The sequence below is a fragment of the Nocardia miyunensis NBRC 108239 genome (genome assembly GCF_001613065.1).
GTDB classification, from domain to species: domain Bacteria; phylum Actinomycetota; class Actinomycetes; order Mycobacteriales; family Mycobacteriaceae; genus Nocardia; species Nocardia miyunensis.
Genome location: NZ_BDBQ01000057.1, coordinates 1 through 13223, shown reverse-complemented (window position 1 = coordinate 13223; position 13223 = coordinate 1). Strand labels below are relative to the sequence as shown.

The 13223-nt window shown below is 68.3% G+C and carries 11 protein-coding genes and 1 pseudogene; 1 reads left to right on the top strand and 11 read right to left on the bottom strand.

The genetic code is table 11. From position 1 onward, the window contains the following. Positions 1 to 6: 6 nt before the first annotated feature. The 5 genes from NM2_RS24780 to NM2_RS24760 form a co-directional block, all read right to left on the bottom strand. Positions 7 to 1251: a lipase family protein gene (locus NM2_RS24780; RefSeq protein WP_084531521.1), complete on the bottom strand. Its 1245-nt coding sequence runs from the start codon at positions 1249 to 1251 to the stop codon at positions 7 to 9. A 182-nt stretch (positions 1252 to 1433) separates the two neighbouring features. Further along, positions 1434 to 3692 (bottom strand): ATP-dependent DNA ligase, encoded by a 2259-nt coding sequence (locus tag NM2_RS24775; RefSeq protein WP_067673353.1) that lies wholly within the window; start codon positions 3690 to 3692, stop codon positions 1434 to 1436. 113 nt (positions 3693 to 3805) lie between these two features. Continuing rightward, positions 3806 to 4213: an antitoxin gene (locus NM2_RS53430; RefSeq protein ID WP_067673352.1), complete on the bottom strand. Its 408-nt coding sequence runs from the start codon at positions 4211 to 4213 to the stop codon at positions 3806 to 3808. 36 nt (positions 4214 to 4249) lie between these two features. Beyond that, positions 4250 to 5407, bottom strand: coding sequence for an MBL fold metallo-hydrolase (locus NM2_RS24765; RefSeq protein WP_084531520.1), 1158 nt, complete (start codon positions 5405 to 5407; stop codon positions 4250 to 4252). After that, a complete protein-coding gene (locus NM2_RS24760) occupies positions 5407 to 6132 on the bottom strand; it encodes an enoyl-CoA hydratase (protein WP_067673350.1) in 726 nt (241 codons plus the stop codon). Before NM2_RS24760 ends, NM2_RS24765 begins: the two co-directional genes overlap by 1 nt. Positions 6133 to 6256: 124 nt before the next feature. Here NM2_RS24760 and NM2_RS51830 point away from each other — a divergent pair, with 124 nt between their 5' ends. Next, the gene (locus tag NM2_RS51830; protein ID WP_245718200.1) at positions 6257 to 7708 is read left to right on the top strand and encodes an NAD(P)-binding protein; all 1452 of its coding nucleotides are present in this window, start codon (positions 6257 to 6259) and stop codon (positions 7706 to 7708) included. Positions 7709 to 7726: 18 nt separating this feature from the next. Here the strand turns inward: NM2_RS51830 and NM2_RS24745 are convergent, their stop codons facing one another. The 6 genes and pseudogenes from NM2_RS24745 to NM2_RS50310 all read right to left on the bottom strand — a co-directional run. Then, on the bottom strand, positions 7727 to 8584 hold the full coding sequence (locus NM2_RS24745; RefSeq protein WP_067673348.1) for an aldo/keto reductase: 858 nt from the start codon (positions 8582 to 8584) through the stop codon (positions 7727 to 7729). A 72-nt stretch (positions 8585 to 8656) separates the two neighbouring features. Continuing rightward, positions 8657 to 10138: an acetyl-coenzyme A carboxylase carboxyl transferase subunits beta/alpha gene (locus NM2_RS24740; RefSeq protein WP_169816237.1), complete on the bottom strand. Its 1482-nt coding sequence runs from the start codon at positions 10136 to 10138 to the stop codon at positions 8657 to 8659. 444 nt (positions 10139 to 10582) lie between these two features. Continuing rightward, on the bottom strand, positions 10583 to 11185 hold the full coding sequence (locus tag NM2_RS24735) for a GTP-binding protein (protein WP_174435003.1): 603 nt from the start codon (positions 11183 to 11185) through the stop codon (positions 10583 to 10585). Next, positions 11166 to 11540 carry a DUF742 domain-containing protein gene (locus tag NM2_RS24730; protein ID WP_040818858.1) on the bottom strand — a complete coding sequence of 125 codons (375 nt, stop codon included), beginning with the start codon at positions 11538 to 11540 and terminating at the stop codon, positions 11166 to 11168. Before NM2_RS24730 ends, NM2_RS24735 begins: the two co-directional genes overlap by 20 nt. Before the next feature lie 7 nt (positions 11541 to 11547). Further along, a complete protein-coding gene (locus tag NM2_RS24725; RefSeq protein ID WP_011207200.1) occupies positions 11548 to 11961 on the bottom strand; it encodes a roadblock/LC7 domain-containing protein in 414 nt (137 codons plus the stop codon). Further along, a pseudogene (locus tag NM2_RS50310) lies at positions 11958 to 13223 on the bottom strand (sensor histidine kinase); the annotation flags it as partial. The pseudogene NM2_RS50310 and the gene NM2_RS24725, both read right to left, overlap by 4 nt.

The window sequence follows — 13223 nt, the reverse complement described above, 5'->3', positions numbered from 1 at the left end:
ACGCGGTCATCGAATGGTGCAGCCCGGTTTCACGGGCTGCCCGGCGAAGCGGTCGCCGAGGAAGTTCATGCCGCCCAGGGCCTCACCGGCCGCCGCGCCGTTGTGTGTGGGGAAGGGTGAGTGGACCGCCGTGAGAGTCGTCCCCATCGCACAGTACCGGTCGACCGCGGCGCTGAATCCGGCCACGGGGATCACGTCGTCGGAGTTGCTGTGATACATGTACAGCGGAGTGTCGATCGCGGCGTAGCCCAGTTCGTTCGCCGCGGCCGTACCGCGAAATTGCTTGCTACCCAGTAGATTCGGGGCAATCGTGTAATCGTCGACATGTGCGTTGACGTACTGGGGCACCAGATTCGATCCGCAGGCGGCGGCATTCGCGGCCATCAGCGCGCGACCGCGATCGTTGAGCATGCCGGACAGGCCGGATTCGGGGTGATTGCGGGTCAGCGCCATGACGATCAGCAGGGCCAGCCCGGCCTGGCCGCCGCCGTCGACGCGCCGGGCGATCGCGGGGATGTCGGCCGGAACACCACCGGTACTCATCCCCGCGAACCGCAGCTGTGGTGCGTAGGTCGCGCGCATCTGCGCCGCCCACAGCGTGGCGAACGCGCCGCCCGAATATCCCCATGCCCCAACCGGACTCGCCGCACCCACCCCGCCCGGCGCGAAGGACAACGTCGCCCGCACACCGTCCAGCACCGCGCGGCCCGCACCCGGGCCATCGAGGAACCGTGAGTAGGGGCCCTCGTAATCGCTGATCACCAGGGCCCAGCCGCGCAGCAGTGCGGCGGTCATGAACGGCACGTCCAGCAGGGTGTTCACCACGCCCGGATCGTGCCCGCCGGAGAACGCGAAGGACGGCGCGCATCGCGTGCCGAGGCTGTCCTCGGCCACCTGATAACTCAGCAACGGCCGCTGCCCCTTGTCCCACGACGTGGTCGGCACCACCACCGTGGCCACGTCCAATATCGGCCGATTCACCGAATCCGTTGTGCGGTACTGCAATTGCCACGCCGAGACCGGAAGCGGCAGACCGAACACGTTGATCGGACGAGTACCGAGCACCGCACCGTCCGGATGTGCGGCCAGATCCGCGGGCGCGGCGTAGAACGGGTCCTCGTCGGGGACGGGCACATGGGCGCTGACCGTCCGCATCGACAGCAGGCCCAGCACCATCGCGATCGCCACGGCCAGGACCACGCCCGTCCGCCGACGCGAGGCGTGTGCACCCGCGAGCCACCCGAAACCCATCCGATTACCTCCCACGTCGCCGCACGAGGCACCGCGAGCACCGATCACCCCGACCGCACCTCACCACCGAACGTGCACGCTAGCGGTCCCGAATCCCCAGGTCAACGATGTCCGCGGCCGGTCGGACAACGTTTCCGCGACACGCCGGGCCCGGTACGACGGGTGGAGACCGCATGCGGCGCTCAGGCGCTCGATCCGAGCCAGCCCGGGTGCCAGAGGCGGCCGGACTCGGTCCAGTTCATATAGCGCACCGTGCCGGTGAGTTTCGGCGTCACCCAGACCGCGTCCTCGCGTTCGGCGCGAGTGAGGTCGTTGTCGAACGGGCTGGTCTTGCGTCGCAGTCGGCGCATGCGGGCGGCCAGATCCGCCATTTCCCGCTCGTCGAATCCGGTGCCGACCCGCCCGGCGTAGATCAGCTTGTCCTCGTGCGGCACCCCGACCAGCAGGGAGGCGAACGGTCGCGCGGCACTGCGTCGCCAGCCGCCGATCACCACCTGCTGCGTGCGCCAGTTGCGGGTCTTGATCCAGGACTGCCCGCGCCGCCCCGGCAGATAGACCGAGTCCAGCCGTTTGGCGACCACGCCCTCCAGCCCGTGCTCGCGGCTGTGGTCCAGCGCCTGCGCACCGGAACCGTCCAGCAGAGGCGGCACCAGCAGGGTAGGCGAGCGCGCGGCCAGCGCCTCGAGCACCCGGCGACGATCCGAATAGCGTTTGCGGACCAGGGATGTGCCGTCCAGATACAGCACGTCGAAGGCGACGAATTCCGCGCGAACCGAATCCGCCTGGAGCAGAGCGAGATTCGCGACGCCGTCGGCGTCGAAGACGACCGCCTCCCCGTCGAGCACCACGCGGTGCTCGCCCAGTTCCGCGCCGAGCGCGGCCAGGCGCGGATACCTTTCTGTCACAACGTTTCCCGCGCGGCTGCGCGCGGTGACCACGCCGTCGGCGATCTCGACGATCAATCGGAAGCCGTCCCACTTGGTCTCGAACGCCCAGTCCGACGCGTCCAGGGACGCCACATCGCCGGGGGTGGCCAGCATCGGACTCAGATCGTGCGGCATCGTCACCTGGCGACGCGGCTCGCCATCCGGAATTTGTTGCACCGCATCTTGTTTCGGCTTCATCAGATGCATGAGCCACTGATCGCCCCTGGTCCGGATCAGCGCGTAGCGACCGTTCAGGCGGGTACCGCGCAAGCGCACGATCACCTCGTCCTCGCGCCACTTCTCGGTCTCGTAGGTGCCCGAGTCCCAGATCGTCATCTCACCCGCCCCGTACTCTCCGCGCGGGATGGCGCCGTGAAAGTCGAGGTATTCCAGCGGATGATCCTCGGTCCGCACGGCGAGCCGATTCTGCGTGTTGGATGTCGGCGGCCCCTTCGGCACGGCCCAGGACGCGAGGACTCCCTCGCGCTCGAGCCGGACGTCCCAGTGCAGGCGGCGGGCGTGATGTTCCTGCACGACGAAGCGATTACCTTCGCCCGGCGTAGGCGGTTGCGCCGGAACGGGTTCCGGGGTTCGTCCGGGATCGCGCTTCGAGCGGTAGGCGGTCAGCGCGTCCGGCGTGGCACTGCGGTGCGATGAGTCCAGTCCCGCGAGGAGATCACCGTGCTCGCGCCAGCGAGTCAGTACCTCTTCGAAGCTCGAGTGCCGCAGGTTCTCCCGGTCCTCGAGCTCGTCCCAGGTGCGTGGCGCGGCAACCGTCGGCGAGGTGCGTCCGCGTAACGAGTACGGGGCGATGGTGGTCTTGGACGGGTTGTTCTGACTCCAGTCCAGGAAGACCTTGCCCGGGCGAGCCGCCTTGGCCATCGTCGCGGTCACCAGGTCCGGGTACAGCTTCTCCAGTCCCACCGCCACCTGCTTGGCGACCGTGGAGGCCCCGGACGGATCGAGCACGCGCGCCAGCGGCACGTAGACGTGAATCCCCTTGCTACCGCTGGTCACCGGATAGGCATCCAGCCCGACGTCGCGCACGGTATCGCGGATCCGGATCGCGACCAGCGCGCATTCGGCCAGTCCCACTCCCGGGCCAGGATCCAGATCGAAGACCAGCCGGGTGATCGGACCGCGCTGGTCCCCGTCGAAAATCCATTGCGGCACATGGATTTCCAGCGCCGCCTGCTGTCCGAGCCAGGCCAGGCCCGCGACCGAATCGATCAGCGGGTACACCACCCGGCGATCCGAATGCTGCTGCGCTCGACGGTCCAGCCACTTCGGCGCGTGCGCGGCGAGATTCTTCTCGAAGAAGGAGGGTTCGGCGACACCGTTGGGCCAGCGCTTACGGGTCACCGCCCGACCGGCGATATGCGGCAGCAGTGCGGGCGCGATCGTGGTGAAATACTCGATGACCTGGCCCTTGGTGGTTCCGGTCGACGGATACAGCACCTTGTCGAGGTTGCTCAGCCCAACCTCGATACCCCCGAAATCCCGGCGGGTGGCCATGGTCGAAGTTTACGGGGAGATAGCTGCGGACCGGATTCGCACACACGGTCCAGACGGACGGGCCGACGAACATGCCCTGCAACACAGCCCGTCCGACAACAGATGACCGGGGATCAGCCCTGGCCGGGCTCGGGCTTGGTTTCGCTCGGCGGCGCGGCATCGGGCGCCGACTCGGTCTCCGCGGCCTTCTCCGACTCAGCCTTCTCCGACTCGGCCTGGGCCGGTGCTGGCGGCGTGGGCTCGGCAACCGGCTCCGCCTGCGGTTCCGCAGCGGGTGCCGCCGGCTCGGGAGCGGGTGCGGCCTGCGCGGCAGGCTCGGATTCGGCCGAACCGGCCTGCTCCGGTATGGCGTTCTTCAACGCCGCGGCGCCCTTGCCGATCTTCTCGGAGTACTTACCGCCGGTCTTCTCATCGATGAAACCGCCCGCCTTGTCCACGGCGCCGGAAATCTTGTCGGCGTTCTCGGCGGCAACCTCCCTCCCCTTGCCGACCAAGCCCTTGAGGGTATCCATCAGACTCATGCGTCCCGCTCCTTCACCCATCGGATTTATCGCTGGTCAGACCACATCTTCCCACCAGTGCACCTGTGGTGATAGCGCATTGGCATCGATACGTTGCCCCGGCAACGGAACCGATACCGAAGTCCCGGCCGCACGCGCGGAGGCGACCAGCCGCCGCACCGGCTCCGACCAGCCATGGAACGCCAGATTGAAAGTCGCCCAGTGAATCGGGACGATCACGCCGTGTCCGGAATCTCCGCGGCACACATCGGCGTGTGCGCGCACCGCCTCCTCCGGATTCATGTGCACATCGGGCCAATGCACGTCGTACGCGCCGATCGGCAACAGCGTCAGATCGAACGGCCCCAGGCTCTCGCCGATCTCCGCGAATGCCTTGGTGTAACCGGTATCTCCGCCGAAATAGACGCGCCGGGTGGGTCCGGCGATCGCCCACGAGGCCCACAGCGTCGTATTGCGCACCAGTCCGCGACCGGAGAAGTGCCGCGCCTCGGCACACGTCACGACCAGCTCGCCCGGCCGCCCGCCGCCGATCGGTTCGGACAGGGAAAATGAAGCGCCCCAATCTAATTCGACGATGCGATGTTCGGGAACGTCCCACATGCGCAGATGCGCGCCGATGCCGATCGGCACCACGAAGGGCGCATCCTGACTCGCGACCAGACCGGTGACCGTATCGCGGTCCAGATGGTCGTAGTGATCGTGCGAGATGACGATCGCATCCACCGGCGGCAGCTCCGACAGCGGCACCGGCACCGGATGCAGCCGCGCCGGCCCGACGATCGCGGACGGCGAAACCCGTTCGCTCCACACCGGATCGGTGAGAATCCGGTACCCGTCGACCTCGAGCAGCGTCGAGGCGTGCCCGTACCAGGTGACCGCCAGTTCACCGGCCTGCTCGGGCACTTCCGGTGTGGCCAGCGGGATCCGGCCCGCCGGACGTCCGACTCCGCGCCGGGTCAGCGCCGAGAACATCAGCGACACACCGGATCCCGAAACCATCGTGGAACTGGGCTCGGTGTTGTAGAACTGCCGGTTGCGGTAGCGCGCGGACCGCGCCGCCACCGGCGCGATCGCCGACACCGAGGCGCCCATTGCCCCGGGCATCTCCCAGACCGCCCGCGCGACCCAGCTCAGTCCGACCGCGCCCGCCACGCCCAGGGTGGTCCGGCGCAGGATCGTGGTGAATGTGCTCATCAGCGCCCCTCGAATTTCGCCGGGCGCTTCTCCTGCCGGGCCAATCGCGCCTCCTGCGCATCCGCGCTGGTCCAGGCCGCCTCGAGCGCGTCGCGCTGCGCCGCCGACTGCGGATCGCGGGTGCCGTCGTCGTTGAGCACCAGCTTGAGATGACGCAGCGAGAGCGGAGCCAGCTCGGCGATCGACTTGGCCCATGCCTGCGCGTCGGCCAGCGTCCCGATCCGGTTCGCGAAACCGAAAGTGTATGCGTCGGAGGCCGATACGGTGTCCAGGCCCAGCAGGATGCTGCGCGCGGGACCGCCGCCGATGATCGAGGCCAGCCGGCGCACGGTCCAACGATCCACGGAGACACCGATTTTCGCGGCGGGGATACCGATGTAGGCCTCGGGCGCCATCACTCGCAGATCCGCGGCCAGCGACAGCTGCACGCCGCCACCGAGTGCCGGACCGTTGAGCGCGGCGATGACCGGGACCGGTACGGACTCGATCACGGACAACATGTCCATCAGGGCATCCAGGAAGGTCTGCGAGTACACCCCGTTCAGGTCCGCACCGGCACTGAAGACCGTCCCCTGACCGGTCAGGACGATCACCCGGGCATCCGCCGCGGCGGTGACCACGGCCTCTCGCAGCCGCCCCACCAATTCCTCGTTGAGCGCGTTGCGGCGCTCCGGACGCTGTAATTCGATGGTGACCACGTCACCATCGCGACTCACTGCGAGCAAAGGGGGCCTCCCCGGATCGTGCGGTAGTGGACTGGACGCGCGGTCTCGCCTCGGACAACCTTCACTGTATTAGGCTCGCGGTTGCCCGGCCGCACCCGACGCACTGCGCGGTACTGTGGCGGCCGTGACCGCACCCGATGTCGAGATCCTGGTGATCGGCGCCGGACAGGCCGGACTGTCCGCCGGATACCATCTGCGACGCCTCGGATTGCGCCCCGAACAGGACTTTCTCATCGTCGATCACGCGCCGGGCCCCGGCGGGGCATGGCAGTTCCGCTGGCCCTCGCTCACCCTCACCACCGTGAACGGTGTGCACGACCTCCCGGGAATGGCATTTGCCGAGGTGCTGCGGCCCGGATCCGAACAGGCCCGCGCCGCCACCGCCGTCCCCGAGTACTACGCCCGCTACGAGGAACGCTTCGACCTGCGAGTCCACCGCCCCACCACCGTCCGCGTGGTCTGCGACCGCGCCACCCCCACCACCTGCCCCACCGAATCCGTCGACGGACTGTTGCACGCGGAGACCGTCCCGGGGCCGCCCGGCGGCACAGCACCCTCCGGCAGGGCGGCCGATCACGCATCCGCCGATACACCGACGTCGGCGAGTGAACACGGCGCCCACGCCCCAGCGCTCCGCCCGTCCGGCGCGGACGGGTCCGGCAGCACCGCACCATATTCCGGCGAGTCGGCCGACGGAGCGCGTCGCATGCCCGGCAACGCACCGGACACACCTGGATCAGGCAGCACTGCAACACATCCGGGCACCACGACGGATCGAGCGCATCACGCTGCCGGTGCCGAGTCCGACGATGGTTTCGAAACGTCCGGCGAATCTTCGGGTGCGCCAACGACTTCCGATTCCGATGTAGCCACGCTGCGGGTGCGTGGGCTGATCAACGCGACCGGGACCTGGGAGAAGCCGTTCATCCCCTACTATCCGGGGGCGCAGACCTTCGGTGGGCGGCAGTTGCATGCGCACGACTATCGGACCGCCGGGGAATTCGCGGGGCGGCACGTGGTGGTCGTGGGCGCCGGGATCTCGGCGGTGCAGTTGCTCGACGAGATATCGCAGGTGACCACGACGACCTGGACGTCGCGGACCGAACCACGGTGGCGCACCGAGGAATTCACCCGCGAGGCCGGTCGCCGCGCGGTGGCGATGGTCGAGGATCGGGTGCGGCGCGGATTGCCGCCCCGTTCGGTGGTCTCGGTGACCGGGCTGCCGGTGGACGATCGGATTCGCGCCGCCCGCGCTCGCGGTGCACTGGACTGGCATCCGATGTTCACCCGAATCGAACCGGGCGGCGTGCGCTGGCCGGACGGCACATTCCAGCCCGCCGAGGTGATCCTGTGGGCCACCGGATTCCGCAGTGCGCTCGATCATCTCGCGCCGCTGCGACTGCGCGGACCGGGCGGCGGCATCACGATGACCGGCCGGCTGGCGACGCGGGTCGCCGCGGACCCGCGCATCCACCTGCTCGGCTACGGCCCGTCGGCCAGCACCATCGGCGCGAATCGCGCGGGCCGGGCGGCGGCGGTGGAACTCACCGAACTCCTCGGCCTGCGCCGCGCGTAACCGCACGACAGCGGGTGATCAGGACTCCAGACCCTCACGGTAGGTGTCCGGATCCGGGCCGAGGCGAGAGCCGGTGTCCAGGGCGGAGATGAGTTGCATCTGCTCGAAGCTCAGCTCGAAGGAGAACACGTCGAAGTTCTCCTTGATCCGCGTCGGCGTCACCGATTTGGGAATCACCACATTGCCCAGTTGCAGATGCCAGCGAATGAGCACCTGAGCGGGGGTGCGGCCGACCTCGGCGGCGATCGAGCCGATCGTCGGATCCTTCAGCTCCGCACCCTGTCCCAGCGGGGCCCACGCCTCGGTCGCGATGCCGTGTTCGGCGTGGAAGGCACGCAGTTCCGGCTGCGCCAGACCGGGGTGCAGCTCGACCTGATTCAGCACCGGCGTCTCACCCGTTTCGGCGATGAGCCGCTCCAGATGCTCGCTGGTGAAATTGGACACACCGATCGATCCGACCCGGCCCTGCGCCTTGATCTCCTGCATCGCCCGGAACGTATCGATGTATCGATCCGCCGCGGCCACCGGCCAGTGGATGAGGTACAGATCCAGATAATCCATCTTCAGCTCGGCCATGGTGGCGTCGAAGGCGCGCAGCGTGGAGTCGTAGCCCTGTTCGGAATTCCACAGCTTGCTGGTGAGGTAGACCTCGTCGCGACCCAGACCGGATCTGCGCACCGCCTCGCCGACGCCGGCCTCGTTGCCGTAGACGGCCGCGGTGTCGATGCTGCGGTAACCGACGGCGAGCGCCGTCGCGACCGCCGCGGCCGCCTCGTCCGGTGGGACCTGGAAGACGCCGAAGCCGAGTCTCGGTATCACTGACCCGTCGTTCAGGACGATCGAGGGGACGGCGCTGGTCTCGCTGCGATAGGTCACAATTCGACGGTAGAAGCGGTTCGTCCAACCGTCAACGAACGTCCCGGAGCGTGTTGACACGACATCCGGCGCTCATCGCAGGCCCAACCGACGGTACCGCCGATTGCGGGCCGGAACGAGTTCGTCCGCCGATCGGCCGCCCAGCCCGGTCAGTTCGTCGGCGATCGCGCTCACCATGCGGCGGGCGAATTCGACCGATTCGTCCGCGGCGTCCGGATATTCGGGCACGATGCGATCCACCACACCGTCGGCCAGCAGATCGCCCGCGCGGATGCGTTGCGCGTCGGCGAGGGCGGGCGCGTGCTCGGTATCGCGGAAGACGATGGCACTGGCGCCTTCCGGCGGCAGCGGCGCGAGCCAGGCGTGCGTGGCGGCGAGCACCCGGTCGGCCGGGAGCAGGGCCAGTGCGCCGCCACCACTGCCCTGTCCCAGCAGCACCGAGACGGTCGGCGTGCCGAGGGTGATGAGATCGGCCAGGCAAAGGGCGATTTCGGGCGCGAGCCCACGTTCCTCGGCCTCGCGCGAGAGCGCCGCACCGACGGTATCGATCACCAGCACCAACGGCAGGCGGAGTTCCGCGGCCAGATGCATACTGCGCCGGGCTTCCCGCAATGCGGCCGGGCCCATGGTGTTCTCGGCGGTCTGCCCCGCGCGATCGTGGCCGAACACCACGCACGCTCTGCCGCGCAGGCGTGCCAGGGCCAGCACGACGGTCCGGTCCGACTCTCCTTGACCGGTGCCGCTCAACGGAACTCGATCCGTCGCATGACGCAACAGCTCACGAATACCGGGACGATCCGGGCGGCGGGAGATCAGCACGGAGTCCCATGCCGACTGGTCTGTACTCGAACCCGCATGTCCCGCAGGGTATTCCACGGCACCGGACACCGGAGGTTCGGCGGCCGCAGGTCGGCCGGACTCCTGCGAGTCCGAAATCGCCTGGCTGTGCACGACATTCAACACCCGGTGCACGATCCGCCGGAACACCCGCACCGGCACCACACCGTCGATGACCCCGTTGCGATACAGATTCTCGGCGGTCTGCACCCCTTCGGGAAACGGCCGTCCGTACAGCGCCCGGTACACCCTGGGGCCGAGGAAGCCGATCAGCGCGCCCGGCTCGGCGAATGTCATGTGCCCCAACGAACCCCAGGACGCGAACACTCCGCCCATCGTCGGATCGCGCAGATACACCAGATACGGATACCCGGCCGCCTTGTGCATCGTCACGGCCCCGGCGATCTTGACCATCTGCACGAAAGCGACTGTGCCCTCCTGCATCCGGGTGCCGCCCGAGGTCGGCGAGGCCACCAGGGGCAGCCCGAGCTCGGTCGCGCGCTCCACCGCCAGCACGACCCGCTCGGCCGCCGCCACCCCGATCGACCCCGCGAGAAACCCGAATTCACAAGCGATCACGGCGATCCGCCGGCCGCGCAACCGGCCCTCGCCGGTCACCACCGATTCATCGGACCCCGACCGTTCCGAGGCCGCCCGCAACTCCTCGCGGTACTCCGCCCCCGCCGCAACCCGCACCGGCGGCCGGTCCCAGCTCATGAAGGAACCGGGATCGAGCAACTCCTCCAACAACTCTCGCGCACGGATCACTGTGTCTTCTGCCTCCGCTCCACTCAGTCCAGGACCGGGGCGGGCCCCGGCCAGGAGTCGGCGTTGTCCAGGGTGAACGGAACTCAGGTGTCTGAGATGTTCGCCTCTGCTCCCTTGTTCGGGGGCGGCAGGTCGAGTTAAGAATATGTTCGCGGGAGCGTAGACGGTCCGCTACACGGCGTTCGTGATAGCGAGAGCTAATCGATGGCAGCACTCATCGCGTCATGACAGTCGCACCCCTGCCCGAGATGCGCGACGTGTCCGATCCACCCGGACCGGACCGAACGCATCCCCGGCAGGAATGCGACTGTGACCACCCCGTAGCGCCGGAACACGCCGCGGAGCGCCGAACGGCCCAACCACCGAACAGGGCTCGCGACCCTGCCGCCGGTCTCAGTAACCCTGGACGACCTTGCGCAGCGCGTACTCGGTGACCGAGACCAGCGCCTGCTTCACCGGCTCGCGCCGACGCGCGTCGATCGACATGATCGGCACGTCGGCCGGGACGGCCAGCGCCTGGCGGATGTCCTCGGTCGGATACCTGGGCGCGTCGTCGAATTCGTTGATGGCGACCAGGAACGGCAGGCTCCGCGCCTCGAAATAATCGACCGCGGCGAAGCTGTCCTCCAGCCGGCGGGTGTCGACCAGCACCACGGCGCCGATGGCGCCGCGGATCAGGTCGTCCCACATGAACCAGAAGCGGTACTGGCCCGGTGTACCGAACAGGTAGAGCACCAGGTCGTCGGCGAGGCTGATCCTGCCGAAGTCCATGGCCACCGTTGTGGTGTTCTTGGTCGGCACGGCGGCCAGGCTGTCGACCCCGACACTGGCATTGGTCACCAATGCCTCGGTGCGCAGCGGAACGATCTCCGAGACCGCACCGACCAGGGTCGTCTTGCCCACACCGAAACCACCCGCGACCACGATCTTCGCCGAGGTAGGTTTACTGGTGCGGGTATCGACCTGGGCCGTCGAATCAAATACGCCGGAGTCCACTAAGAACCCTTTCGATCAGCTCGCGACGTTCATCGTCGCTCGAGTCGTCCTTCAATGTCGCCGAGACTCGTACATGTCCGGCCTCGATGAGATCGGCAACGAGAACACGTGCCACCCCGATCGGGATACCCAGCCGGGCAGCCAATTCGGCAACCGATGGCGACTCCCTGCACAACTCCACGATTGACGTCTCGATATTGGTGAGTTCGAACTGCCGCTCGAAGGCGACCGCTTGCGCTGCGACGAGCGCCTCCAACGCCAACTCGACCGTCGGCCGCGTGCGGCCGGCGGTCAGTGAGTACGGGCGTACGAGGCTCGGCTCGGCGCTCCCCACGCGCTGGTTGTCTATGTCCATCCCACCATCAGGAACCCATCGTGACGCGAGGCGTCGCCTGAACCGTCTGGCCCACTCGCTCAACCAGCAGCGCCATCTCGTAGCCGACCTGGCCGATATCGCACGACGTGTTGGTCAGCACGGCCAGGTAGGACCCGTCGCCGACGGCCATCAGCAATAGGTAGCCGTGTTCCATCTCGACCACCGACTGCAGAACGGTGCCGCCTTCGAAGAGGTTCGACACACCCACCGAGAGGCTGGCCAGCCCGGCGGTCACTGCGGATAGCTGTTCGGCACGGTCCACGGGCAACTGGGCACTCGCGGCCATCAACAGACCGTCCGCCGAAACCAGCACGGCATGAGCGACGCCAGGAACCTCGTTGGCGAAGTTCGAAACCAGCCAGTCCAGCTGACGGTTCGTACCACCTAGATCGGGGTTCATCGGTCTCCTTTATCTCCGGTAAGGTTCATTGCCTTCATTGCGCGGCCATCCCGGACGCCCTGCTGGTGACGACTCAGACTTGACCTGATCGAATCGGGGTCCCGGTTACTCGGTACCCGGTCGACCTTGCCACCGACGCCACCGGGAACGAGCCGGTTACCCGGATCGCGCTGCGGCAGTCCGGACGCGGTGCGCTTCTCCGAGGACACCTCGACCGCCCGGCGGGCGGCCTCCCAGCCCTCGTCGCCCGGCGACTCGAAGGCGGCAGCCACCTGCGAACGATCCGAATTCGGATCCGCCAGCCAGGCCGACATCATCTCCGCGAAGATCGGACTGTCGGCCATCGACGAGCGATTGTCCTCGGTGGGCTGCAACCGCGTCTGGAAGAACGCGGCCGTCTTCTGCGGGTTGGACTTGAAACTGTGGCGACCGCGTTCGCGGCCCTCGCCCAGGTCCTCCCCCTTGTCTGTGTTCTGCGCGGACCGATCCGCCGGCGGCAGGCTCAGGCCGGGCGTCGGCAGCGGCCGCGGCGGCAGCCCTGCGCCGGGCTTACGCTGCGGCAGACCGGTTATACCCGAATCCCGCCGTGGCGGCTCGGTTTCCGCGGAATCCCGCTGCGGCAATCCGGGCGAAGCCGGGCCGCGCTGCGGCAGACCGGTTCCGGCGGCGTCGCGCTGCGGCAGGCCGCTGGCGCTCGAATCACGTCGCGGCAGATCGCCGGTCAGCGCATCACGCTTGGGCAGGTCACCGGTGAGCGGATCGCGCTTGGGCAGATCACCCGTCAGCGCATCGCGTTTGGGCAGACCGTTGCCGATACTCTCGCGCTTGGACAGGCCGTTGCCGTCCCGCTGCGGCAGACCGTTCTCCCGCTGCGGCAGACCGTTGCCCTCACGTTCGGGCACTGCGTTACCGGCCGGACCGCGTTGCGGCAGACCGTTACCCGCGGCATCACGCTGCGGCAGACCACCCGGACCGCGCTGCGGCAGGCCGTTCGCGCCGGGCTGACGCCGCGGCAGACCATTGGCGCCCGCCTCACGCTGCGGCAGACCGCCCTCACGCGGCGGGAGACCACCTGCGGCCGAATCCCGCTGCGGCAGACCGCCTTCACGCGGCGGCAGGGCATTGCTCGCGGCGTCACGCTGCGGCAGGTCCCCGCTCAGCGGATCCCGCTTCGGCAGGCCGGTGCCCGGCGCATCGCGCTGCGGCAGACCGTTGCCCGCCGTATCGCGCTGGGGCAGACCGTCGCTCGCGGCATCACGCTG

What these genes read in the sequence shown, in the direction of transcription:
- NM2_RS24780 (WP_084531521.1), bottom strand. Translation starts at nt 1,251, where the DNA reads ATGGGTTTCGGGTGGCTCGCGGGTGCACACGCCTCGCGTCGGCGGACG.
- NM2_RS24775 (WP_067673353.1), bottom strand. Translation starts at nt 3,692, where the DNA reads ATGGCCACCCGCCGGGATTTCGGGGGTATCGAGGTTGGGCTGAGCAAC.
- NM2_RS53430 (WP_067673352.1), bottom strand. Translation starts at nt 4,213, where the DNA reads ATGAGTCTGATGGATACCCTCAAGGGCTTGGTCGGCAAGGGGAGGGAG.
- NM2_RS24765 (WP_084531520.1), bottom strand. Translation starts at nt 5,407, where the DNA reads ATGAGCACATTCACCACGATCCTGCGCCGGACCACCCTGGGCGTGGCG.
- NM2_RS24740 (WP_169816237.1), bottom strand. Translation starts at nt 10,138, where the DNA reads ATGAGCTGGGACCGGCCGCCGGTGCGGGTTGCGGCGGGGGCGGAGTAC.
- NM2_RS24730 (WP_040818858.1), bottom strand. Translation starts at nt 11,540, where the DNA reads ATGGACATAGACAACCAGCGCGTGGGGAGCGCCGAGCCGAGCCTCGTA.
- NM2_RS24725 (WP_011207200.1), bottom strand. Translation starts at nt 11,961, where the DNA reads ATGAACCCCGATCTAGGTGGTACGAACCGTCAGCTGGACTGGCTGGTT.